The sequence below is a fragment of the Burkholderia sp. AU18528 genome (genome assembly GCF_002223215.2).
Classification (GTDB): domain Bacteria; phylum Pseudomonadota; class Gammaproteobacteria; order Burkholderiales; family Burkholderiaceae; genus Burkholderia; species Burkholderia semiarida.
Genome location: NZ_NKFC02000009.1, coordinates 415,081 through 439,111, shown reverse-complemented (window position 1 = coordinate 439,111; position 24,031 = coordinate 415,081). Strand labels below are relative to the sequence as shown.

Annotated in this window: 22 protein-coding genes and 1 pseudogene; 12 read left to right on the top strand and 11 right to left on the bottom strand. The window is 66.5% G+C overall.

Annotated elements, in window-relative coordinates; all coding sequences use genetic code 11:
* The first annotated feature begins 26 nt into the window (after positions 1-26).
* The 4 genes from CFB52_RS32710 to CFB52_RS32695 all read left to right on the top strand — a co-directional run bounded on the left by CFB52_RS32710 (position 27) and on the right by CFB52_RS32695 (position 5,113).
* A complete protein-coding gene (locus tag CFB52_RS32710; RefSeq protein WP_099318477.1) occupies positions 27-1,304 on the top strand; it encodes an FAD-binding oxidoreductase in 1,278 nt (425 codons plus the stop codon).
* Positions 1,301-2,758 carry an aldehyde dehydrogenase family protein gene (locus CFB52_RS32705; RefSeq protein WP_099318476.1) on the top strand — a complete coding sequence of 486 codons (1,458 nt, stop codon included), beginning with the start codon at positions 1,301-1,303 and terminating at the stop codon, positions 2,756-2,758. Before CFB52_RS32710 ends, CFB52_RS32705 begins: the two co-directional genes overlap by 4 nt.
* 69 nt (positions 2,759-2,827) lie before the next feature.
* A complete protein-coding gene (locus CFB52_RS32700; protein WP_099318475.1) occupies positions 2,828-4,015 on the top strand; it encodes a M20 aminoacylase family protein in 1,188 nt (395 codons plus the stop codon).
* Between the two features lie 195 nt (positions 4,016-4,210).
* Entirely contained in the window at positions 4,211-5,113 is a 903-nt protein-coding gene (locus tag CFB52_RS32695; protein WP_060310353.1) for a GNAT family N-acetyltransferase, read from the top strand.
* Positions 5,114-5,352: 239 nt separating this feature from the next.
* Here CFB52_RS32695 and CFB52_RS32690 read toward each other — a convergent pair whose 3' ends face one another.
* Positions 5,353-6,216 (bottom strand): SDR family oxidoreductase, encoded by an 864-nt coding sequence (locus CFB52_RS32690; protein ID WP_099318474.1) that lies wholly within the window; start codon positions 6,214-6,216, stop codon positions 5,353-5,355.
* A 110-nt stretch (positions 6,217-6,326) separates the two neighbouring features.
* Between CFB52_RS32690 and CFB52_RS32685 the strand changes: the two genes are divergently transcribed.
* Positions 6,327-7,226, top strand: coding sequence for a LysR family transcriptional regulator (locus tag CFB52_RS32685; RefSeq protein ID WP_060967027.1), 900 nt, complete (start codon positions 6,327-6,329; stop codon positions 7,224-7,226).
* Between the two features lie 83 nt (positions 7,227-7,309).
* On the opposite strand, the gene CFB52_RS32680 is transcribed toward CFB52_RS32685, so the two are convergent.
* On the bottom strand, positions 7,310-8,830 hold the full coding sequence (locus tag CFB52_RS32680; protein ID WP_099318473.1) for a diguanylate cyclase: 1,521 nt from the start codon (positions 8,828-8,830) through the stop codon (positions 7,310-7,312).
* Between the two features lie 297 nt (positions 8,831-9,127).
* Here CFB52_RS32680 and CFB52_RS32675 point away from each other — a divergent pair, with 297 nt between their 5' ends.
* Positions 9,128-10,423 (top strand): MFS transporter, encoded by a 1,296-nt coding sequence (locus tag CFB52_RS32675; protein WP_099318472.1) that lies wholly within the window; start codon positions 9,128-9,130, stop codon positions 10,421-10,423.
* Positions 10,424-10,478: 55 nt separating this feature from the next.
* Positions 10,479-11,270 carry a substrate-binding domain-containing protein gene (locus tag CFB52_RS32670; protein ID WP_099318471.1) on the top strand — a complete coding sequence of 264 codons (792 nt, stop codon included), beginning with the start codon at positions 10,479-10,481 and terminating at the stop codon, positions 11,268-11,270.
* A 24-nt stretch (positions 11,271-11,294) separates the two neighbouring features.
* Here CFB52_RS32670 and dctA read toward each other — a convergent pair whose 3' ends face one another.
* Positions 11,295-12,623, bottom strand: a complete 1,329-nt coding sequence (gene dctA / locus CFB52_RS32665) for a C4-dicarboxylate transporter DctA (protein ID WP_099318470.1) — start codon at positions 12,621-12,623, stop codon at positions 11,295-11,297.
* Positions 12,624-12,657: 34 nt separating this feature from the next.
* Positions 12,658-13,581: a LysR family transcriptional regulator gene (locus CFB52_RS32660; RefSeq protein ID WP_099318469.1), complete on the bottom strand. Its 924-nt coding sequence runs from the start codon at positions 13,579-13,581 to the stop codon at positions 12,658-12,660.
* Between the two features lie 249 nt (positions 13,582-13,830).
* On the opposite strand from CFB52_RS32660, the gene CFB52_RS32655 reads away from it, so the two are divergent.
* The 5 genes from CFB52_RS32655 (at position 13,831) to CFB52_RS32635 (ending at position 18,911) form a co-directional block, all read left to right on the top strand.
* Complete coding sequence (locus tag CFB52_RS32655; RefSeq protein ID WP_099318468.1) at positions 13,831-14,730, top strand: LysR substrate-binding domain-containing protein; 900 nt, start codon at positions 13,831-13,833, stop codon at positions 14,728-14,730.
* 156 nt (positions 14,731-14,886) lie between these two features.
* Positions 14,887-15,636, top strand: a complete 750-nt coding sequence (locus tag CFB52_RS32650; protein WP_059577973.1) for an SDR family NAD(P)-dependent oxidoreductase — start codon at positions 14,887-14,889, stop codon at positions 15,634-15,636.
* Positions 15,637-15,710: 74 nt separating this feature from the next.
* Positions 15,711-17,036: an MFS transporter gene (locus CFB52_RS32645; RefSeq protein ID WP_099318467.1), complete on the top strand. Its 1,326-nt coding sequence runs from the start codon at positions 15,711-15,713 to the stop codon at positions 17,034-17,036.
* A gap of 34 nt (positions 17,037-17,070) precedes the next feature.
* On the top strand, positions 17,071-17,916 hold the full coding sequence (locus tag CFB52_RS32640) for a transketolase (RefSeq protein WP_099318466.1): 846 nt from the start codon (positions 17,071-17,073) through the stop codon (positions 17,914-17,916).
* Entirely contained in the window at positions 17,913-18,911 is a 999-nt protein-coding gene (locus CFB52_RS32635) for a transketolase family protein (RefSeq protein WP_060011056.1), read from the top strand. Before CFB52_RS32640 ends, CFB52_RS32635 begins: the two co-directional genes overlap by 4 nt.
* A gap of 67 nt (positions 18,912-18,978) precedes the next feature.
* Here the strand turns inward: CFB52_RS32635 and CFB52_RS32630 are convergent.
* The 7 genes and pseudogenes from CFB52_RS32630 to tkt all read right to left on the bottom strand — a co-directional run.
* Positions 18,979-19,215, bottom strand: a pseudogene (locus CFB52_RS32630) (hypothetical protein); the annotation flags it as partial.
* A gap of 155 nt (positions 19,216-19,370) precedes the next feature.
* Positions 19,371-19,796: an Hsp20/alpha crystallin family protein gene (locus CFB52_RS32625; protein WP_060011135.1), complete on the bottom strand. Its 426-nt coding sequence runs from the start codon at positions 19,794-19,796 to the stop codon at positions 19,371-19,373.
* Positions 19,797-19,835: 39 nt separating this feature from the next.
* On the bottom strand, positions 19,836-20,279 hold the full coding sequence (locus CFB52_RS32620; protein ID WP_060011060.1) for an Hsp20/alpha crystallin family protein: 444 nt from the start codon (positions 20,277-20,279) through the stop codon (positions 19,836-19,838).
* A gap of 333 nt (positions 20,280-20,612) precedes the next feature.
* Positions 20,613-20,804 (bottom strand): hypothetical protein, encoded by a 192-nt coding sequence (locus CFB52_RS32615; RefSeq protein WP_059577987.1) that lies wholly within the window; start codon positions 20,802-20,804, stop codon positions 20,613-20,615.
* A gap of 244 nt (positions 20,805-21,048) precedes the next feature.
* Entirely contained in the window at positions 21,049-21,216 is a 168-nt protein-coding gene (locus tag CFB52_RS32610; RefSeq protein ID WP_230971904.1) for a hypothetical protein, read from the bottom strand.
* A 141-nt stretch (positions 21,217-21,357) separates the two neighbouring features.
* The gene (locus CFB52_RS32605; protein WP_060011064.1) at positions 21,358-21,672 is read right to left on the bottom strand and encodes a hypothetical protein; all 315 of its coding nucleotides are present in this window, start codon (positions 21,670-21,672) and stop codon (positions 21,358-21,360) included.
* A 132-nt stretch (positions 21,673-21,804) separates the two neighbouring features.
* Positions 21,805-23,850: a transketolase gene (tkt, locus tag CFB52_RS32600; RefSeq protein WP_060011066.1), complete on the bottom strand. Its 2,046-nt coding sequence runs from the start codon at positions 23,848-23,850 to the stop codon at positions 21,805-21,807.
* Positions 23,851-24,031 lie beyond the last annotated feature (181 nt).

Genomic DNA, 24,031 nt, shown 5'->3' with positions numbered 1-24,031 from the left:
GCGATGCGACAGCTTGGGAGTTCCAGATGCGTTTCAGTTCCTACTGGCTCGATACGTCGGAGCCATTCGTGAGCCACACGCCGGCGTTGCCCGGCGGAAGTTGCGACGTGGTGGTGGTGGGCGGCGGCATCACCGGTTCGGCCGCCGCACTGGCGCTGGCCAAAAAAGGCGCGCGCGTGATCGTCTGCGAGGCGGGCACCGTCGGGCAGGCGGCATCGGGACGCAACGGCGGCATGTGCAACAACGGCTTCGCGCAGGATTACGCGTCGCTGTCGCAGCGCATCGGCACGGAGCTCGCCAACCGGCTCTATCTCGCGTTCGACGCGGGCGTCGACACGGTCGAGCGGCTGGTCAGGGAGGAGTCGATCGATTGCGATTTCGTGCGCCGCGGCAAGCTGAAGCTCGCGGCGAAACCCGAGCACTACGACAAGCTCGTGCGCAGCCAGGCGCTGCTCGCGGCGAGCGTGGACCCCGACACGCGCATGGTCACGAAGGCTGAACTCCGCGACGAGATCGGTTCGAACCGTTATCACGGCGGGCTGCTTTTCGGCAAGAGTGCCGGGATGCATGTCGGCCGTTACGTGCGCGGGCTGGCGAGCGCCGCGCAAACCCGCGGCGCGCATATTCTCGAGCACGCGCCGGTGCTCGGCCTGAAGCGGCAAGCAGGCGGCGCCTACGCGGTGCACACGCCGCTCGGCGAGATCCGCGCGCGCCAAGTGCTGCTCGCGAGCGGCATTTCGCAGGTCGGGCCGTTCGGGTGGATTCGCCGCAGGATCGTGCCGGTCGGTGCGTTCATCATCGTCACCGAGCCGTTGCCGAAGGATCTGCTCGACCGGTTGCTGCCGACGCGCCGGATGGTGACCGACACGAAGAACTTCGTCAATTTCTTTCGTGTCACGCCCGACAACCGGATCCTGTTCGGCGGGCGCGCGCGGTTTGCCGCGTCGAACCCGCATTCCGACGCAAAGAGCGGGGCGATCCTGCGGCAGCAGATGGCCGCCGTGTTTCCCGAATTGGCCGACGTGCGCATCGACTACTGCTGGGGCGGGATGGTCGACATGACGGCCAACCGGCTGCCGCGCGCGGGCGAGCGCGACGGCGTTTACTACTCGATGGGCTATAGCGGCCACGGCACGCACATGGCCACGCTGATGGGCACGCTGATGGCGGAGATCATGGACGGACGCGCGGAGCTGAACCCGTGGAAAGGTTTCGACTGGCCCGCGATTCCGGGCCACTTCGGCAAACCGTGGTTCTTGCCGTTCGTCGGCGCGTGGTATCGACTCAAGGACACTCTGCAATGAATTCCCCAGTTGTTCACCTGATGCAAGCCGGCAGGCTCGATCGCTTTTTCATCGACGGCGATTGGGTGCAGCCCGACGGCAGCGATCGGTTCGCGGTCGTCAGCCCGTCGACTGAAGACACGCTGTGCGAGATTCCGCTCGGCAGCGCGCGCGACGCCGACCGCGCGGTGCAGGCCGCGCGCCGCGCGTTCGAACGCTGGTCCGCGACGTCACCGCAGGAACGCGCGGCGCTGCTCGATCGTATCCATGCGTTGATGCTGGCGCGCGCCGAGCTGTTCGCCACGGCGCTCGCGCTGGAGATGGGCGCGCCGATCGGCTACGCACGCGGCGCGCATGTGCCGCTCGCGGCTGAACATATCCGCGTCGCACGCGACAACCTCGCGCGCTACCCGTTCGTCGAGCGGCGTGGGACGACCGCGGTCGCGCGCGAGCCGATCGGCGTGTGCGCGTTGATCACGCCGTGGAACTGGCCGATCTACCAGATCACCGCGAAGGTCGGGCCGGCGCTCGCCGCAGGCTGCACGGTGGTGCTGAAACCGAGCGAGCTGTCGCCGCTCAGCGCGCTGCTGTTCGCGGAAGTGATTGCCGACGCGGGCGTGCCCGCCGGCGTATTCAACCTCGTGAGCGGCAGCGGCGAAACGGTGGGCGCCGCGCTTTCGTCGCATCCGGAAGTCGACATGGTGTCGATCACCGGTTCGACGCGGGCCGGCGTGCTCGTCGCGCAGGCGGCCGCGCCGACCGTCAAGCGCGTCGCGCAGGAGCTGGGCGGCAAGTCGCCGAACCTCGTGTTGCCGGATGCCGATTTGCAGCGTGCGGTGCCGCCGGGCGTCGCCGCCGCGTTCCGGAACATGGGCCAGTCGTGCAGTGCGCCGACCCGCATGATCGTGCCGCGCGACGCGCTCGGCGAGGTCGAGGCGCTGGCCGTCGCGACCGCGCAAACGCTCGTCGTCGGCGATCCGTTCGACGAGGCGACGACGCACGGGCCGCTCGCCAATCGCGCGCAATTCCGACGGGTCGCGCAGATGATCGACGTGGGCATCGACGAACGCGCGAAGCTGATCGCCGGCGGCCCCGGCCGGCCCGCGGGTTTCGACAAGGGCTTCTATGCGCGGCCGACGATTTTCTCCGACGTGCGCACCGACATGGCGATCGCGCAGCAGGAGATCTTCGGCCCGGTCCTCGCGATCCTGCCTTACGACACCATCGACGAAGCGATCGCCATCGCGAACGACACGGTCTACGGGCTCGGCGCGCACGTGCAGGGCACCGACATGGAGCGGGTGCGCGCGGTGGCCGGACGCATCCGCGCGGGGCAGGTACATCTGAACTATCCCGCATGGGATCCTCAAGCACCGTTCGGCGGGTACAAGCAGTCGGGCAACGGCCGTGAGTACGGGATCGAAGGGATGGAGGAGTATATGGAAGTCAAGTCGATCGTCGGCTTTTACGATTGATGCAGCCGCTGCGCGCGATTCGCGCCGGCAGTACAGTGGGAAGCCCGCTACATTCCGAAGGTGCCGAAATTGGACAACCCCGTCATCGCCGACACATCGCTGCAAGCGCATCACGCGCACTGGGCGAAGCTGCGCCGCGACCTGCATGCGCATCCCGAGTTGCGATTCGAAGAACACCGGACGGCCGACGTCGTCGCTCGAGAACTCGAGGCGCTCGGCTATGCCGTATCGCGCGGGCTGGGCGGCACGGGCGTGGTCGCGAGCCTGCCCGGTGCGGACCCGCGCCGCGGCATCGTGCTGCGCGCCGATCTGGACGCATTGCCGATTCACGAAGCCAACGACTTCGCGCATGCGTCGTGCACGCACGGGATCATGCATGCGTGCGGCCATGACGGCCATACCGTGATGTTGCTCGGCGCCGCACGGGTGCTGAAGACGCTGCCGCAGTTGCCGGGCACCGTCCATTTCGTGTTTCAGCCGGGCGAAGAGGGCGGCGCGGGCGCGCGCAGGATGATCGACGACGGCCTGTTCGAGCAATACCCGACGGAAGCGGTATTCGGCATGCACAACTGGCCGGGGTTGCCGGCCGGGCATTTCGGGTTGCGCACGGGCCCGATCATGGCCGCGGGCTCGCGCTTCAGGATCACGGTGACGGGCAAGGGCGCGCACGCGGCGCAGCCGCATCTGGGCATCGATCCGGTGCCGCTCGCATGCTCGATGGTGCTGCAGTGTCAGACCATCGCCGCGCGGCACAAGGATCCCGTCGACCCGGCGGTCATTTCCGTCTGCATGTTCCATGCGGGCACGACGGACAACGTGATTCCCGACACCGCCGAGCTGCGCGGCACGATCCGCACGCTGTCATCGGCATTGCAGCAGAAGCTGCAGCACGACGTCCGGCTCGCGTGCGAGGGGCTCGCGGGCGCCTACGGCGCGCACGTCGACGTGGAGTTTTTTCAGTACTACCCGGCGACGGTCAACACGCCGGCCGAGACGGCGCTGTGCGAAGCGGTGATTCGCGACACGTTCGGCGACGAACGCCTGTCTGCCAACGTGCCGCCGAACATGACGTCCGAAGATTTCGGCTTCATGCTGGAGGAGCGGCCGGGCGCTTACGTGCTGATCGGCAATGCGCAGGACGGCACGAGCGCACCGGCGCTGCATCATCCGAAATACGACTTCAACGACGACATCATTCCGGCCGGCGTCCGGTACTGGGTCGCGTTGGCGCAGCATTACTTCACGCGATCGCCGTGATGCGTCGGCGTGGCGTTGACACCGGCTGAGTTTGGGTCGATCGGGCGTCAGGTCCGGGAACGGCGTGCTTCCTGATCGTCGTGCACTCATGCCAGCCGGGGAGCGCCGTGCAATTTTTAGCCGCTTCGATGTCATCGCCGTGCATTTATATGATGTGCCGTGTCGCACAACGACACTATTTGAAAGGATTGCTGAATGAACCACGAACATGAAGTGAAGGAGCACGGCGCGACGTCGGCGCTTCGCTACCGCAGATTCACAGCGGCGGACGTCCCCGCCGCCCATGCTCTTTCCATGGCGCTTCGCTGGCCGTTCCGGGCGGAAGACTGGCAGTTTTCCGCGGAAACGTCGGTCGCGTTCGCGGCCGAAGAAAACGGCGAGGTCATCGGCACGGCGATGTGCTGGAAGTACGGTGCGGATCGCGCGGCGATCGGGCATGTGATCGTCTCCGACGCGCATCAGGGCCGAGGCATCGGCCGCAAACTGATGGAAACGCTGCTCGACGAACTGGGGCCGCGCATCACGTTTCTGCACGCGACGCCGGCCGGTCGGCCGCTCTACGAGAAACTGGGGTTCACCGTGTGCGGGTCGCTGGGCCAATATCAAGGGAACGTCGATCGGCCTGCCGCCGTTGTCGTGCCCGACGGCGAGCGGCTGCGTGCCGGATCGCCGGCCGACTGGCCGCGCCTGGTCGAACTCGCCACGCGTGCGTCCGGCCTTGAGCGCGAGGCGCTGTTGTCCGCATTGCAGAAGCGGGGAGAAAGCGTCGTGCTCGAACGTGACGGCGAGGTCGTCGGGTTTTCGGTGCTGCGGCGCTTCGGTCGCGGTGACGTGATCGGTCCGGTGGTCGCGCCGCGTTCGAGCGACGATGCGCGTGCGAAGGCGCTGATCGGCTATTGGCTGACGAAACGAGACGGTGAATTCGTTCGTATCGATGTGCCTGACGGGAGCAGTTTGCCGGACTGGTTGAGCGAACAGGGACTGAAACAGGTGGATACCTGTTCGAAGATGGTTCGCAACGCGCCGGCCGCGGCGCACGAGGGCGCGGCCGACCCGATCTACGGACTGTACGGGCTCGTCAGTCAGGCGATGTTGTAGGCCATCGGCCGGATAGGCGATCATGGCGGCAGGCGGGAACAACCGATTGTATCGACGCCGCCGCTTCGCTGCCCGACATCCGAATGCCGGGCCATCCGGTACGTGTTCCGCGCCGCTGCGCGATCGCCGTCGCCGGCGGCGGCACGGCGATCGCGGCGAACCGGTCGCGCGCGATGCCGGTTCAACCGCCTGGCGACCGCCTGCACTCCCGCACGGAGCATGAAGGCGCGGCATCGCGTTCAACGCAGCAGCGCGGCCGCGAAGGCGCGATACGTCCGCAGCGGGCGGCCGAGGATCGCGGTCAGCCGCTCGACGTCGCCGGCCTCCGGCACCATCCCGTCGCTGACGTAGCGTTCGGCCATCAGCCGCATTTCGTACGCCATCCATTTCGGCATGAACTGCGCCAGATTGCGTTCGAACGGTGTCGGATCGTCGCCGCCATAGGCAACGGCGCGGCCCAGCGTGTCCGACCAGATCGATGCCAGTTGTTCGCCCGTCAGCGTGTCGGGCCCGACGAGGTTGATGGTCTCGAGCGGCAGCTTGCCCGGCGCATCGTTGCGGCGGATCAGCTCGATCGCCGCGACTTCCGCGATGTCGCGCACATCGACCATCGCGACGCCCTTGCCGCCGATCGGCATCGGGTAGACGCCGTGTCCGACGATCACGTCCTTGACCATCGATTCGTTGTCCATGAAATACGCAGGCCGCAGGATCGTCGCGCTGAAGCCCATTCGCTCGATCATCCGCTCCGCGCCGGTCTTCACCGCGAAGTGCGGCACGTTCACGAAGCGGTCGGCGTGGAGCACCGACAGATAGACGACGCGCTCGATACCCGCTTCGCGGGCGAGGTTCAGCGCGATCAGCGCCTGCGTGAATTCGTCGCCCGCCACGCCGTTGAGCAGGAACAGCGTGCGGACGCCGGAGAACGCCGTACGAAGCGCGTCGACGTCGAGCATGTCGCCCTGCGCGACGGTCACGGCCGCCGGAAAATCGGCCTTGGCCGGATCGCGCACCAGCACGCGCACGTCGGCGCCGCGATCGACGAGTTGATGGACGACCTGGCGGCCCACGCGGCCGGTGGCGCCGGTAACGAGAATGGTCATGATGTTCGCTCCTGAGATAACGATAGGGTTGACTGCCCACGTAAGTTAAGTGATCCACATGCGATCCGGAAGATGTGATAAATAGACGTATCGTCTCACTGGTGGAACACATGGACCTGCTCGCACTCGCCGATTTCAATCTCGTCGCCCGCCATGGCAGCTTCGGGGAGGCCGCGCGGGTGGCCGATCGCCCGAAAGCGACGCTGTCGCGCCGCGTCGCGGAACTGGAGAACAGTCTGTCGCTGCGTCTGTTCGAGCGCGGCTCGCGCGGCGTGAAACTCACGCAGGAAGGGCGCGCGCTCTACGAGCGGACAGGCGCGCTGCTCGCGGAACTCGCCGACAGCGCGTCGGCCATTGCAGCGGGAAGCGAACGGCCGCGTGGCCGGCTGCGCATCAGCGCGCCGATGGTCTTTTCCCAGTTCGCGATGGGGCGGCTCGTGGCGACGTTCGCGCTGAAATACCCTGACGTCCGGCTGGAGGTGACGACCGAAGACCGGCCCGTCGACATGATCGAGGAGGGCTACGACCTCGTGATCCGCGTGAACCCGGCCGCTGACGAAAGCCTGATCGGGCGCGTGTTCCTGCGCGACCGGCTGGTCGTCGTCGCGCGGCCCGAGCTGGCGCGGCCGAGCGGCGACGCGCCCGCACCGGCCGTGGTTCGCGGCACAAGCGACGGCCCTGCGGCATGGGAGGTCGCGGGCCCGGACGGTACGGCGCGCATACCGGTCGAGCCCGTGGCGCGGCTGTCGTCGCTGAGCATGGTGCGCGATACGGTCCGCCTCGGCCTGGGCGCCGCGTGCCTGCCGGTGTCGCTCGTGAGCCGCGACCTGGCGGCCGGCACACTCGTCAGTTGGGGCGACGTGCCGGGGCCCGATATCGCGCTGTGGGCGTTGTATCCGTCCAGGCGATTGTTGAGCGCGCGCGTTTCCGCGTTTCTCGATCACCTGAAGGAGGCGTTTCCTTCAGGCAAGCCGGAAGAACTGGCTGCGTATATCGAACCCGGGCAGTGAAACGGCCGCGGTCGCGGCAGCGCACGCGCGTCGCGATGTCGTGAGCCGGATGCCGTCGCCCCTTCCGATTCGAACCGGCGCTTTCACGCCGGTTGCGCGACCGGCTCCCCCTGCGCACGGCACACACGATTCCTGCCTTCGCGCTTCGCGCGATAGAGCGCCATGTCCGCTTGATGCGACAGCGCGTGCACGGAAGCGTGCCGCGTGCGCCGCCCGGTCGCACAGCCGATGCTGACGGTAAAGGGCGGCACCGCTTCCGCAAACCCGTCGAGCCGGTTGCGTTCCACCTCGCGGCGAATCGCCTCCGCGACCTGCGCCGCGCCGGTTTCGTCCGTATCGGGCAACACCGCGACGAATTCCTCGCCGCCGTAGCGCGCGGCGAGATCGCCGCGCCGCCGCGTATGCGCGCGGATGCATTTGGCGAGAAAGCGCAGCGCGGTGTCGCCCACTGCGTGGCCGTGCCTGTCGTTGTACTGCTTGAAGTGATCGGCGTCGATGAACAGAATCGACAGGCTGCCGTCGCTGCCCCGTTGCAGGCGTTCCCATTCGTCGGCCAGCGCGGTATCGAGCGCGCGGCGATTGTGCAGGCCCGTGAGCGGATCGGTCCGCGTGAGATCGGTCAGCAGCGTCTGCTTGCGCAGGTTGTCGCGCAGCGCGAACGCCAGCAGCCAGACCACCGCGCAGAACAGCGTGCTGATCACGATGGCCGACACACCGACCGTCCACGATAGACGACGGATGCCGGCCAGCACGTCGTGTTCGGCCGGCGCGACGACCGCGATCAGCGGCGTGCCCGGTATCCGCTGGTACGTATACAAGCGCACGACGCCGTCGATGCTCGAACGCGCGGGATAGAAGCCCGATTCGCTGTTCACCATCCGCTTGAACGATTTCGAGCGACGCAGGAGGTTCATCTGGCCGTCGTTCAACGACGGGTTTCTCGCGAGGATCGTGCCGTCCGCGCGCACGATCGCGCTGACCCCGTTCGGGCCGACGTCGAGCCGGGACAGGAGCTGCTCGAAGTAAGCGAGATCGATGGCGACGACCGCGATCCCGTCGAACGCATGATCCGGCCGCTCGATGCGCCGCGACAGCGCGATGGATTCCTTGCCGTCGCGCGAGCGTGCGCGATAGGGCTGGGACACGTAGAGGCCGACGTTGTCCGCATCGCGATGAACCTTGAAGTAGTCGCGATCGCCGAAGTCCCATTGCCGGGTCGCGCCGCAGCACCCGTCGATCAGCCGGCCGCGCCTGTCGGTCACGCCCATGCCGGTCACGTATTGCGCCGCGGTGCGCTCGAACAGCAGGTCGTGCCGCAACCCCGCGTCCATGCGCTGCACGGCCGGTTGGCCGAGATTGGCAGCCAGCGCGATCAGCGCGTTGTTCGACGTTTCGACCGTCCGCGCGATCTGGCTCGCGAGCACGGCCGCGACGTTGCGCGACGTCTCGTGCGCGTGCACGACGACTTCGCTGCGCGCGGCCCGCAGCGTCACCGCGCTGATCCCGAGCGCCGCGAGCGACATCAGCGTGCCCAGCGCGCCGACGACGAGCGGGTGGCGTCCGGCCCAGTCGGCGATTTTCTCGATCGAAGTGAAGGCGGGCATGCTCGCGTGCGGTTTCCGATGCCGGCTGCAATTGCGCCGGGCAAATCCGGGTTAACGGCACGGGTAACGGAAAATCGAGGCCGACATGGCCGCCGGCGGACGGCCGCGGCATCGCGAGACGCGGCGGCGCCTGCGGCCACTCCCGGAGCGGTGGAGATTCCGGTCGATTGATAACCATATCGCATCAATCATTCCGAAAATCGCACTTATCGTTTCATCAATACCGCGCCAACATGCCGGAAAACGACAATCGACCCGCCCCTCCCGCGTATTCCAGGATTTTCAGGAGACACCCCGATGCATCCCTCGTCCAGCCTTCCGGCCGAACGTTCGAAGGCCGCCGCGATCTTTCGCGTCACGGCCGGCAATTTTCTCGAGCAGTTCGACTTCTTCCTGTTCGGCTTCTACGCCACGCAGATCGCCAACGTCTTCTTTCCCGCGCAAAGCGAATTCGCGTCGTTGATGATGACCTTCGCCGTGTTCGGCGCCGGCTTCCTGATGCGGCCGCTGGGCGCCATCGTGCTGGGCGCGTACATCGACGAGGTCGGCCGCCGCAAGGGCCTGATCGTCACGCTGTCCATCATGGCGAGCGGCACCATCCTGATCGCGTTCGTGCCGGGCTACGCGACGATCGGGCTGCTCGCGCCCGTGCTCGTGCTGATCGGCCGGCTGCTGCAGGGCTTCTCCGCGGGCGCCGAACTCGGCGGCGTATCGGTCTATCTCGCCGAGCTGGCGACGCCGGGCCGCAAGGGCTTCTTCACGAGCTGGCAATCGGCGAGCCAACAGGTGGCGATCGTCGTTGCCGCGGGCCTCGGCTTCGCGCTCAATCAGTGGCTGAGCGTGGCGCAGATCGCCACCTGGGGATGGCGCGTGCCGTTCTTCGTCGGCTGCATGATCGTGCCGTTCATCTTCATGCTGCGCCGCAACCTGGAGGAAACCCGGGAATTCAAGGCGCGCAAGCATCGCCCGGGCATGAAGGAAGTGTTCGGCACGCTGGTCCAGAACTGGGGCGTCGTGATCGCCGGCATGATGCTGGTCGCGATGACCACCACGAGCTTCTACCTGATCACCGTCTATGCACCGACCTTCGGCAAGACGGTGCTGCATCTGAGCACCGCCGACAGCCTGCTCGTGACGCTCTGCGTCGGCGTGTCGAACTTCGTGTGGCTGCCGATCGGCGGGGCGCTGTCCGACCGGATCGGCCGCCGGCCGCTGCTGGTCGGCATGACGATGCTCGCCGTCGTGACCGCCTACCCGGCGCTGTCGTTCCTCGCTCACGCGCCGTCGTTCGCGAACATGCTGCTCGTCCTGCTCTGGCTGTCGTTCATGTACGGCATCTATAACGGTGCGATGGTCGTCGCGCTCACCGAAGTGATGCCGGTGCAGGTGCGCGTCGCGGGCTTCTCGCTCGCGTACAGCCTCGCGACGGCCGTGTTCGGCGGCTTCACGCCGGCCATTTCGACCGGGCTCATTCACATGACGGGCGACAAGGCCGCACCGGGCTACTGGATGAGCTTCGCCGCGGTGTGCGCGCTGCTCGCGACGTTCGCGCTCTATCGTCGCCGCGCGGCGACGTTGACGCCCGCGCATTGATGTCCCGCTCATCCGGAACGTTCACTCATACCCACGAATCCGCACGACCACGACCATGAGAAATCCGCTTCTGAAATTCTGCGCGACCGCGCTCGTCGCCACCGCGGCGGTGGCGGCCAACGTCCACAACGTACAGGCCGCCGAACTGCACGTGATGAGCTCGGGCGGCTTCACCGCCGCCTACAAGGTGCTCGGCCCCCGGTTCGCGTCCACGTCGGGCAACACGCTCGCGACCGCGCTCGGCCCGTCGATGGGCAAGTCGCCCGAAGCGATTCCGAACCGGCTCGCGCGCGGCGAGCCCGCCGACGCCGTGATCATGGTCGGCTACGCGCTGGACGACCTGATCAAGCAAGGCAAGGTCATCCCCGAATCCCGCGTCGAGCTGGCCGATTCGCGCATCGGCATGGTCGTGCGCGACGGCGCGGCGAAACCCGACATCAGCACCGCCGAAGGCCTCAAGCAGGTGCTGCTGCATGCGAAGTCGATCGCCTATTCGGACAGCGCGAGCGGCGTGTACGTCGAGCGCGAGCTGTTCAGGAAGCTCGGCATCGAGGAGCAGGTGAAGTCGAAGGCGAAGATGATTCCGCGGATTCCGGTGGCGTCGGTCGTCGCGAACGGCGACTACGAAATCGGCTTCCAGCAGGTCAGCGAGCTGCTGCCCATCAAGGGCGCGACCTTCGTCGGCAAGATTCCCGAATCGCTGCAGTCCGTCACGCGCTTCGCCGCAGGCATCCCGGTCGGCGCGCAGCACCCGCGGGAAGCGAAGGCGCTGCTCGACTATCTTGCGTCGCCCGACGTGCAGGCCGACGTGAAAGCGACCGGCCTGGATTCCGTTTCCGCACATTGAGCCCGATCGACGGAAGGCTTGGCGTCAGACCGCCTTCCCGTCACCGCCGCCGTTCGCGGCGGCAGCGTCTTCATCGGCCGCGTCCGCCGATGCCGGCGCGGCCACGGCGAGCCGCCGCACCAGCCGCGTACGATCGCACGCGCCTTCCCACGTCGACACGAAAATCACCGCGCACGCATTGCTGATCACGCTGGTCAGCGCGCGCGCCTCCGACATGAAGCGATCGATGCCGACCAGCAGCGCGACGCCGGCGACGGGCAGGTCGGGCATCACGGCAAGCGTCGCGACCAGCGCCACGAGCCCGCTGCCGGACACGCCGGCCGCTCCCTTGGACGTGAGCAGCATGATCGCGAGCATCGTCGCGATCTGCGGCGCGGAAAGCGGGATGTCGCACGCCTGCGCGATGAACAATGCCGCGAGCGTCAGATAGATCGCGGTACCGTCCAGATTGAACGAATAGCCGGCCGGCAGCACGAGCCCCACCACGCCCTTGTCGCAGCCGAGCGCTTCCAGCTTGACGATCAGGCGCGGCAGGACCGGCTCCGTGGACGAGGTCGCGAGGACGATCAGCAACTCCTCGCGCAGGTAGCGCAGGAGCCGCCACAGCGCGAAGCCGTGCAGCCGCGCGAGCGGCGCGAGCACCAGCGCGACGAACAGCACGCAAGCCACGTAGAAGCACACCATCAGCTTCGCGAGCGAGCCGACCGAGCCGATGCCGAAGCGGCCCACCGTGAACGCCATCGCGCCGAATGCGCCGAGCGGCGCGAGCCGCATGATCATCGCCAGCACGCGAAAGACGACCTGGGCGATGCCGTCGATCAGCGCAAGAACGGGCCGGCCGGCGCGCGGGTGCGCATTCAGCGAGAAACCGAACAACAGCGACAGCAGCAGCACCGGCAACACTTCGCCGGTCGCGAATGCGCCAAGCATCGTGTCCGGAATCACGCCGAGCGCGAACGCCACGAGGCTGCGTGGCTCCGCATGCCTCGCATACGGCGCCAGGATGCTCGCATCCAGATGATGAACGTCGATGTGCATGCCGGCGCCCGGTTGCAGCACGTACGCGGCGGCGAGCCCGAACGCGAGCGCGGCGGCCGTCAACAGATAGAAGAGGGCGAGCGCCCGCACGATCGTGCGGCCGATGGCCCGCCCGTCCGACAACGACGTGATGCCCGACACGATCGTGCAAAAGACGATCGGGGCGATGGTCATCTTCACGAGCGCGACGAACGCGTCGCTGAGCGGCTTGAACATCGCGCCTGCGGCCGGCCACGCGTGACCGATGCCGATGCCGAGCATCATCGCGAGCAGGACCTGCACGTAGAGCGATTTGAACAGCCGGGCCCACCTCACGATGCCGTCTTCCTTGCTTTGCGTGCTGTCGTCGTCATGCCGATGTGCCGTTGCCGGCGGCGGCGGCGCGCTTCGCGTCGACGATCATCCGGTGAAACGCCTCGGCGGCCGGCGTCAGCGAGCGCCCGCGCCGTTTGACGATGCCCACGCGCCGTTTCACGGCCGGCTCGACGAGCGGCACGCTCGTGAGGACAGGGTGGTCATGCCCCGGCATCGCCATCGACGGCACCGCGGCGACACCGAGCCCCGCCTCGATCAGGCCGAGCAGGGTCGTGACGTGGCGCGCCTCGCACACGCTCGGCTTCCGCGGCGCGACGGCCGCCAGCGCCTGGTCGAGCAGCAGGCGGTTACCGGAAGTCTTGTCCACCGACACGTAATCGTGCTCGTAGAGTTCGCTCCAGGTCACGCGCTTCCGGCGCGCGAGCGGGTGGTCGCGACGACAGGCGGCGACGAACCGTTCCTGGAGCAACACCTTGAACTCGATCTCGGCCTCCTGGCTGCCGAGGAAGCTCACGCCGAAATCCGCCTCGCCGCTGATGACGGCGCCGAGCACGTCGTTCGCGCCGGCGTCGAGCAGTTTCACCCGGATGCGCGGAAAGCGCTGATGATAGCGGGCGATGATGGGCGGCAGGAAGTAGTAGGCGACCGACGGCACGCAGGCGATCGTCACATGGCCCAGGCGGCTCGACGACACGTCGCGGATGCCGAGCAGCGCGGCGTCGAGATCGTCGAGCAGTTGTTCGGCGCTCTGCGCGAACACGCGGCCGACGGTGGTGAGCGCGACGCGGCGCGTGGTGCGCTCGAAGAGCCGCACGCCGAGCGCGTCTTCGAGCTTGTCGATCCGGCGGCTCAACGCAGGCTGGGAAAGGTTGACCGCATCGGCGGCCTTGCGGAAACTGCCCGTTTCCACCACCGCGCGAAACGCCTGCAAGTCCGTCAAATCGAAGTTGATGCTCACGGGTGAATCTCCGCCACTCAGGATGCGCAGCATTTTGCATGATTCCGCCGGCATCATGCGTGTGGCGTCGTCCGTGCGGCGGCGATCGCGCGGCGCGGTGCGCCGCCGGGCCGGTCACGATGCCGAGGGCCGCGCCGCGAATCGATCGTTCCGCGCCGCTTCCTGATGTACCGTATCGCTTTTGGCCGGGCAATGCTTCAGCGCGGCGCCGGCCACTCGGGCGAGCCGCTCTCTTCAACGGATTCCAGCATGCGCATTCCACCGCTCAAGGCCATCATCGCGTTCGAAAGCGTCGCCCGGACCAAAAGCGTCAACCGCGCGGCGGAAGAGCTCGGCCTGACCGCGTCCGCCGTGAGCCATCAGCTCAGCAACCTCGAATCGCGGATCGGTCAGCCGCTGTTTCAGCGCGCCGGGCGCGGCCTCGTCCTCACGCCGACCGGCGAGCGCTATCTGGCCGACGTCACCGGCTCGCTGGCCGACCTGAGCCGCGCGACCGAGCGCGCGTCGAGCCGCACGGAAGTCGATATCCTGCGCGTGCATTCGAGCCCGAGCTTCGGGCTGATGTGGCTGCTGCCGCGACTGTCGTCGTTCCAGGAGGCGAACGGCGATATCCAGCTGAACCTCGCGTGCTCATACGAAAACGTGTCGTTCTCGAATGGCTTCTACGACATCGACGTCCGGCACGGCTACGGCAACTGGGACAATCTCGAGGTCCGGACCGTGCGCGGCGAGTTCATCGCGCCGCTCGCGTCGCCGCGCTATCTCGAACGGCATCCGGTGAAGGCGCCGGAAGACCTGCTCGCGCATCGTCTGATCTATTCCGAAACGCCGCTGGTCCAGTGGAAACAGTGGTTCGGGCGGACCGGCGTCCCGCTTGCGGCCCAGAAGACCTTCGATTTTTCGTTCGACCGTTCATACATGTCGCTCGAAACCGCCGCGCTCGGCCTCGGCATCGCGCTCGAAAGCCTGATGCTCGCGTCGGTGAAGATCCGCGAAGGGCTGCTGGTGCCGGTCTTCGGCGCGGCCCACGCGGTCGAAGTCGGCGCGCATCATCTCGTGTACCCGCGGCAGAACGCGGAACTGCCGCGCGTGAAGCGCTTCCTCGCGTGGATCGAGCGGGAGGTCGCCGCTCACGAGCGGGCGGATTGAACGACACGTCCGGCGGCGCCCCCCCGATGTTGCGGTGCAGCACCGGCAGCCGGCCGATATCTGAAATTTTCTCAACTATGGCTGAACGTTTCCGCGTTGATGCGGGTGCCCGGTGAGCCGACACTCCGGACAACACATCAACACAGGAGACAAGCGATGTTGCTCGACAACCAGGCCATCATCGTGACCGGCGCCGCGTCGCCACGCGGTATCGGCAAGGCCACGGCCCGCGCGCTGGCCGCGCAGGGCGCACGCGTGGCGATCCTCGACCTTCGCCGCGAAGACGCGGAAGCGGCCGCCGCCGAACTCGGCCGCGACCATCTCGGCCTCGCATGCGACGTCACCGACCGCGACGCATGCGTGGCGGCCGCCCACGCGGCGCTGGAGCACTTCGGCCGCATCGACGGCCTCGTGAACAACGCCGGCATCACGCAGCCCGTGCGCACGCTGGATATCTCGGCGCGCGACTTCGATGCGATCGTCGACGTGAACCTGCGCGGCACGCTGTACATGTCGCAAGCGGTGCTGCCCGCGATGAAGGCGCAGCGCGGCGGCAGCATCGTCTGCATGTCGTCGGTCTCCGCGCAACGCGGCGGCGGCATTTTCGGCGGGCCGCACTACAGCGCCGCCAAGGCCGGCGTGCTCGGCCTCGCGAAGGCGATGGCGCGCGAATTCGGCGCCGACCGGATCCGCGTCAATTCGATCGCGCCCGGCCTGATCCAGACCGACATCACCGGCGACAAGCTGACGCCCGACATGCGCGAGGACATCATCAAGGGCATTCCGCTCGGCCGGCTCGGCGATGCCGCCGATGTCGCCAATGCGTGCCTGTTCCTGCTGAGCGACCTGTCGAGCTACCTGACGGGCGTCACGCTCGACGTCAATGGCGGGATGCTGATTCACTGAGAACGGCGTCGCCCGATAAGCGGCGCCAACCATCATGCACCCGGGACAACCCGGGGCCATGGCAGGAGACAGACATGAGAGCAAAGTACCCCGCATCGCCGGTTCAGGGCGAGACGCTGCAACGGGACGACGCGCAGACCTTCGAGACCGCCACATACGCGAAGGTGGCGCGCAGGCTGATCCCGTTCCTGATGTTGTGCTACCTCGGCGCGTATCTCGACCGCGTCAACGTCGGGTTCGCGAAACTGCAGATGCTCAACGACCTGCGTTTCAGCGAGGCCGTCTACGGCATGGGCGCGGGCATCTTCTTCCTCGGCTATTTCGTGTTCGAGGTGCCGAGCAACCTGATCCTGCATCGCGTCGGCGCGCGCCGCTGGCTCGCGCGCATCATGCTGACGTGGGCGGTGATCTCGGCGAGCTTCGTGTTCGTCAAGTCGCCCACCGCGTTCTACGCGCTGCGGTTTCTGCTCGGCGTCGCCGAAGCGGGCTTTGCGCCGGGCGTGATCCTGTACCTCACGTACTGGTTCCCGTCCGCGCGGCGCGCGAAGGCGCTGTCGCTGTTCTTCATGGCGATTCCGCTCGCCGGGATCGTCGGCGGGCCGCTGTCGGGCGCGATCATGCACGCGCTGCACGGCGCGATGTCGCTGGCCGGCTGGAAGTGGTTGTTCCTGCTCGAGGCGCTGCCGTCGTTCGTGCTGGGCTTCGCGATCCTGCTGTATCTCGACGACGGCATCGCCGGCGCGACATGGCTGACCGACGCCGAAAAGGCCTTGCTCGCACGCAACGTATCGGCCGACGCCGAGCACACCACTGCCCATGCATCGATCCGTACGTTCGTCGCGGACCGTCGCCTCTGGCTGATGGCGGCGATCTACTTCTGTGTCGTGCTCGGGCAATACGGCCTCACGTTCTGGCTGCCGACGATCATCCGCAAGGCGGGCGTGGCCGATCCGCTGTGGGTCGGCCTGTTGACCGCGATTCCGTATGCCTGCGCGATAGTCGCGCTGCCGCTGATCGGCATCAGCGCGGATCGCCGCCGCGAGCGCCGTTTCCATCTCGCGGTGCCGATGCTGGTCGCGGCGGCGGGGTTCGCGACGTTGCCGATGCTCGGTAGCGTCGGCGCGTCGATCGTATGCCTGAGTATCGCGTCCGCCGGCATCCTCGCGTCGTCGTCGCAGTTCTGGTCGCTGCCCACCGCATTGCTGGGCGGGATGTCGGCGGCAGCCGGCATCGCCGCGGTCAACTGCTTTGCCAACCTCGCGGGTTTCTTCTCGCCGGCGATCGTCGGCTGGCTGAACGACCTGACCGGCAAGTCGACCGCGGGACTCGTGTTCATCTCCATCGCGATCACGGCCGGCGCGCTGCTGGTGTTCCTCGTGCCCCGATCCGTCAACCGCTGATTCGATTCGTATTCCTTCCCACATGGAGCTATCGATGGATACCGAAACCACTCATGAACCGGTCACGCTCGCCGAGCGCGCGTACCGCATCCGAAGAAACGCCGTGCTGATGGGCGAAGTGCAGGGGCAGGGCTATGTCGGCCAGGCGCTCGACATCGCCGACGTGCTGGCCGTCGCGTATTTCGGCGCGATGCGCTATCGCGCCGACGATCCCGAATGGGAAGGGCGCGACCGCTTCCTGCTGTCGAACGGGCACTACGCGATCGCGCTGTACGCGGCGCTGTTCGAAGCCGGCATCCTGCCGGCCGCTGAACTCGAAACCTATGGCAGCGACGACAGTCGCCTACCGATGTCGGGCATGGCGAGCTACACGCCCGGCATGGAAATGTCCGGCGGCTCGCTCGGGCAGGGGCTGACGATCGCGGTCGGCCGTTGTCTCGGCCTGAAGCGTAAGGGCTCGGATGCGTTCGTCTATACGCTGTTCTCGGACGGCGAGCTCGACGAAGGCGCGATCTGGGAAGGGCTGATGTCGGCCGCGCACTGGAAGCTCGACAACCTGATCGCGATCGTCGACGTGAACAACCAGCAGGCCGACGGCCCGTCGACCCAGATCATGGCGTTCGAGCCGCTGGTCGACAAGCTCGAGGCGTTCGGCTGGTACGTGCAACGCGTGGACGGCAACGACATCGATGCGGTCAAGCGCGCGTTCGACCACGCGCGCCGGCATCACGCGCCGCAGCCGCGCATCATCGTCTGCGACACGAGGATGGGGTGCGGCGTGCCGTTCCTCGAAGCACGCGAGAAAAGCCATTTCATCCGGGTCGATGCGCACGAGTGGCAACTCGCGCTCGATGCACTCGAAGCAGGGAGACACGCATGAGCACCGTCGACAACAAACCGCGCCTGAAGACCTCGGCGATGATCGCCTCCATCGCGGCGGAAGGGCAGGCGACCCGCGCCGCGCCGTTCGGCCATGCGCTGACCGAACTCGCACGCACGAACGGCAACGTGATCGGCATGACGGCCGATCTCGGCAAGTACACCGACCTGCACGTCTTCGCGAAGGCATTTCCCGAGCGTTACTACCAGATGGGCATGGCGGAGCAATTGCTGATGGGCGCCGCGGCAGGATTTGCGCACGAAGGCGCGCAGCCGTTCGTCACGACCTATGCGGTTTTTGCAACGCGCCGCGCGTACGACTTCATTCATCAGGCGATTGCCGAGGACAATCTCGATGTGAAGCTCGTCTGCGCGCTGCCGGGGCTCACGACCGGCTACGGGCCGAGCCACCAGGCCGCCGAGGATCTCGCGCTGATGCGCGCGATGCCGAACATGACCGTGATCGATCCGTGCGACGCGCTGGACATCGAGCAGATGGTGCCGGCCATCGCCGCGCACAACGGGCCGGTGTATGCCCGTCTGCTGCGCGGCAACGTGCCGGCCGTGCTCGACGAATACGATTACCGTTTCGAACTCGGCAAGGCCAAGCTGCTGCGCGACGGCAACGACGTCCTGCTGATCTCGTCCGGCATCATGACGATGCGTGCGCTCGAGGTCGCGAAGGCGCTCGAAGCCGACCGCGTCGACGTCGCCGTGCTGCACGTACCGACGATCAAGCCGCTCGACACGGCGACCATCGTCCGCGAGGCCGCGCGCAAAGGGCGCATGGTCATCGTCGCGGAGAACCATACGGCGATCGGCGGGCTTGGCGAAGCGGTGGCGACCACGCTGCTCGGGGCCGGCGTTACAGTGCCGTTTCGGCAGATCGCTCTGCCGGATGCGTATCTCGCGGCGGGCGCGTTGCCGACGTTGCACGAGCGGTACGGGATCTCGGTCGGCGCGATGCGAGCGACTATCAGGTCGTGGCTCGGATGATCGGCCGACCGTCCTGGCGTCGCGTGCGCCGTTCGCGATCCGAATCGCTGCTTGACCCGGCTCGATTACGTCTGACATACCGGTCCGACACGACGGACCGTCGCTGGATCCACGCGACCGCGAGTTCGAGCGCCTGGTCGCATGCTTCGCGGGTATCGGCGAAGTCGCCGTCGACGCCGAGCGTCCGGGTTTCCCCGTCGCGATCCGTGAGGATCGCCGCCGCCGAGTAGCGGCCCGTCTCCGTGTCGGTCACCACGGCCCGGACCTCATATCCGCCATGTTCGAGCGTCCTGTTGGTATGCATCGGGTGCCTCCTGCAGGAAAATTCGACAGGTGTGACGACGCGCTGGCGCCGCCGCGAAAGCGGGGCGCCAGCACTTCATGCCGCAAGCGCAAGCGCGGGATGCCGGCAAGCGTCGCGGGTCGCGCCGGTCGATGAAACGCGGCCGGCGCGTCCGCTTATGCCGCCGTCACCTGGATGCGCCGCGGCTTCGCTTCTTCGCGCCGCGGGATGCTCAGTTTCAGCACGCCGTCGCGCAGTTGCGCGTCGATGCGCGACACGTCGAAGTCCGGGCTGAGCGTAAAGGCGCGCGAGAAGTGCGGATGCTGCACTTCGCCGTGCTGCAGGCGCAGCCCCGGTGGCGTCGGAATGACGGCCTCCGCTTCGATCGCAAGGCTGCCGTCATGCACGCGGACGTCGAGCTTTTCGCGCGGCACGCCCGGCAAGTCCGCGTACAACGTGATGCCGTGCGTATCCTCGACGATGTCGACGGCTGGCGCAATCCGCGTGCGCGGCGTGTCGCGCCGAGCCGGTTCGCGGCTCGTCATGGCCGTTCCGGTATCGGCCGAACGGGTCGTCAATTCAGTCGTGTTGGTGTCACTCATGATGTCCTCCGTCATGCGTTCGTGACGTTGCGCTGTGTTTTACTGGACCGTAATCGCCCGCGGCTTCGATGCTTCCGACTTGCCGACGGTGATCGTCAGGCAGCCGTTCGTATAGCGGGCCTCGATCTTGTCGGGGTCCGCATGCGGCGGCAGTTCGACCACGCGGCGGAACGCGCCCATGAACCGCTCGTTCGCGTAAACGCGCCGCTCGTCGTCGGTCGTGGCGCCGTCCGGGGGCGTGCGCTCGCCGCTGATCGTCAGCAGCCGGCGATCGACCGAGATGTCGATCTTCGCGGGGTCGAGACCCGGCGCGAACGCGACGATCTCGACCGTATCGTCGGTGCTGCCGATATTGACCGGTGGAAACGCACCGGGCCGCGGGGCGCGCAGGCTGGCCGGAAAACCCGTGAACATGCCGGCCATCTGCCGTTGCAGGCGGTCGAATTCCGCCAGCAGATCGGAGGGGAAGAAGATATCGCTCATGACTCGCTCCTGTTGTACCCCTGCGGGGGATGAACCGGACCACGCGCTCCAGTTCGTCCATCCGCGATGAGGGTCGCTGACTAACAAATCGAAACACGCAGCGCGTAAACCGCGACTGCCTTGAGCGATACCTAAAATAGGATGCGTCGAGCGAATTTCAAGAGGGGAGCGCACGCGATCCGCAGGTAGTCGGTCACGCGGCGCGTAGCCGGCTTGCTGCCGCGCATCGGCGGCTGGTGGAGAGAGCGGGCACGGAGAGGAAGAAGGCGGAATTTGCAACGCATGCGAATAGACGCGGCGGCGTGGCTACGCCGTCGCGCCGGTTTCGTGCGCTCAACGCGCCGGGCCCGACGGCGGCTTCACTTCGGAGAGATCGTCCTCGCGAACCTCGGCCTGACGCACCGTGGTACCGTCTTCGCCCGTTTCTGAAATATCGGTTTCGAAGGTCGACTGCCCGTCATCGGGTTTCTGGGCAGGTTTCGCGTCGCCGTCCTGTTTGTCCGGCTGTTGCTGTTGACGTGTCATTTTGCGCTCCTTGTCGCAACGGGGAATGTTGCGCACCTAGCAGTGAGCAAGGCGCGGGCCACGCGCATGCGGATCCCGACCCGAGCGGTACGGCCCCATTCGTTGTCGCCGAAAATTGACGCCGCTGGCCGGGAGCTGCTGCCGGCGATTACGTCCATCGTCGAGGTCGGGTCGCGCCTGCTCCTTTCCGGCCACGCGGCGCGAGCCGCACGGCGATCACCCTGGCACGCCGCCACCGCGCGGGCTATTGCGCCCCCGTCGTCCGCATCCGCTTCGTATTCGGCAACGGCGCGTGCTGCATCGGCCCCTTGACGAGTTCGCTCATCGCGTCGCGGATCCAGCGGTTGGCCGGCTCGTGATGAAAGCGCGGATGCCAGTGCAGATAAAGCTCGTACGTGGGCGCGGCGGTCATATCGCGGTGCTGGCAGGGCTGCGGCATCGCTTCTAGCGTACGAACGGCGCGCACCGGCCTGCGCGCGTGCCGATCCGGACAGTCTCGTCACGACGATCCGTGAACGAGGCGTCGTGTACGACGTCATGCCGGAGCCACGCTTTACGCGTCTTTCAGCCAGGGCATTTCCACGGGCGACACGACCAGTTGCCGGAATTCGCGTTTCAGATCGAAGATGAATCCGACCAGAATCATCGAGTCGGCGTAAGGAATCGGAAAGACTTGCGGATTTTCCGGCGTACGCAGCGGGCGCTCCGGCGTGTCCGCCGTCGCCGCGGCGTTTTCGCGAACGCTTTCCAGGTCGTCTGCCATGGCCGGGCCACCGGCTTTCAGCACGCGGCTACGCAGGTCGCTGAAGGGTTCGATGCGCGCGGCGTCTTCGTGGTATTCGGGCACTTCATAAACGAACCAGGACATTGTCGTCTCACATGAGAAGGGGCGCCATTCTAACGCTACGCGAGAATCCAACGAAAATCGAGGCCGCCCGCTTCTCGAGGCATGTCTACGCGCTCTGCGAAGTCGTCGGATCTCAGGCGGATCGCGGCAATGTCACGCGTCGGATAGCGCCTCATGCGCCGCGCGAACAACCGCGTCGACCGTAATGTCGAACTTGTCGTACACATCCTTGATTTTCCCGGACTCGCCAAAGCCGTGCATTCCGACGAACCGGCCTAGCGGACCGATGTACCGCTCCCATCCCAGTTCGACCGCCGCCTCGACCGCGACTCTCGCGGGAGAAGTGCCGAGCACGGCCCGTTGATAGTCGCGTGGCTGTTCCTCGAAGAGCAGGCGGCACGGCATCGATACAACGGCTGTCGGCACTCCTTCCTGTTGCAGGATGTCGCGCGCCTGGACGGCGAAGTCGACCTCCGAACCTGTCGCGAGCAGCGTGAGTTGGCGCGGCCCGCCATCGGCCTCCCGCAAGACATAGGCGCCCCGCGCCGACTTGTTTTCGTTTCCAGGCTCGTTGCGCAGAAGCGGCATCGGCTGGCGCGACAATGCGAGGAGTGCAGCCCGGCGGGGCTGTTCGAGAATCAGTTCCCAACACTCTGCCGTTTCGACCGGATCGGCCGGCCGGTAGACGGCGAGTTGGGGAATGGCCCGAAGGGCGGCAAGGTGTTCGACGGGTTGATGAGTGGGGCCATCTTCTCCGAGACCGATGGAATCGTGCGTCATCACGAAGATGGATCGCACCCGCATCATCGCGCTCAACCGGATCGCCGGACGGCAGTAGTCCGAAAAACACAGGAAGGTGCCACCGTACGGAATGAGGCCTCCATGAAGCGCGATGCCGTTCATGGCCGCGGCCATGCCGTGTTCGCGCACGCCATAGTGGAGGTATGAACCTTTGAACCGGCCGGGCTCGATCGCGATCTGGTTCTTCGTCCTCGTATTGTTGGACTGCGTCAGATCCGCGGAGCCGCCCAGCAATTCCGGAATCGCGTCGACGAGATGATCGAGCACCACACCGCTGGCCTTGCGGGTGGCCATTGCACTGCCACTGGCAATAAACGCCTGCCGTGCCGCCGCGATCGCCGCCTGCCAGTTATCCGGAAGCTTTCCGGCATTGCGCCGGTCGAATTCGGTGCGTAGCGCCTGCGGCGCCCGGCGGACACGCTCGTCCCACGCGAGTCTCGTCTTGCGGCCGCGCGCGCCGATCTCCCGCCATGCTTTCAGCAAGTCATCCGGGATTTCAAACGGCGGCGAATGCCAATCGAGGGCTTGGCGTGCGCCCGCGATTTCATCCTCGCCCGGCGCATCGCTATGGGCTTTCTCGGTTCCAGCCTTCGTCGGAAAGCCGAACCCGATGATCGTCCTGCATGCGATCAGGGTCGGTCGGTCAGGCGTTGCGCGGGCGGTAGCGATAGCGTTCCGGATCGCATCCGTGTCGTGACCGTCGATTTCCAGGACGTGCCATCCCGCCGAGTGGAAGCGCTCGATCTCGTTGTCCGAGACCGCGAGCCGGGTGGCGCCGTCGATGGAAATCGAATTGTTGTCCCAAAACGCGATCAGTCTGCCCAACCGGAGGTGGCCGGCCAACGAAATGGCCTCGTGGCTGATGCCTTCCATCAGGCAACCGTCACCGAGAAATACGTATGTGTAGTGATCGACGAGATCGTCGCCGAAGTGCGCATTCATCACGCGCTCGGCCAATGCCATGCCGACGGATTCCGCGATGCCTTGTCCGAGGGGACCGGTAGTCAGTTCGATTCCGTCGGCGTGCGAGTACTCCGGATGACCCGGCGTCTTGCTGCCGACTTGCCGGAACCGCTTCAGCTCGTCAATGGTCATGTCGGCATAGCCGGTGAGATAGAGAAGGCTGTAGAGCAGCATCGACGCGTGTCCGTTGGAAAGGATCAACCGGTCGCGATCGATCCAGTGGGGCGCCGATGCATCGAATTGCATGAACTCCTTGAACAGGACCGTCGCGACGTCAGCCAGCCCCATTGGCGCACCAGGATGGCCGCTGTTGGCTTTCTGTACTGCGTCCATGGTGAGGAAGCGGATACAGTTCGCCAGCGCGCGAAGATGGGGGTCTCGTGGGGACGGTATTGCTTTTGCAGCCGTCCCGGAGTTTGCGGTGGGATCGCTCATCGGTTCTCCTGTTTTGGTCGGGAAAGACGAGGCTGCGGTGCAATATGCATACCTTCTCGACGGTGATGGGGTCTCTGGCTGGTTTGGGATTCGACCCTTTTAAATTGATAAACAGCATTATGTAAAATTAAATAAAACCGACTGCACGACATGCTGCTGATCAAGCGTCCTCGCGTTCGAA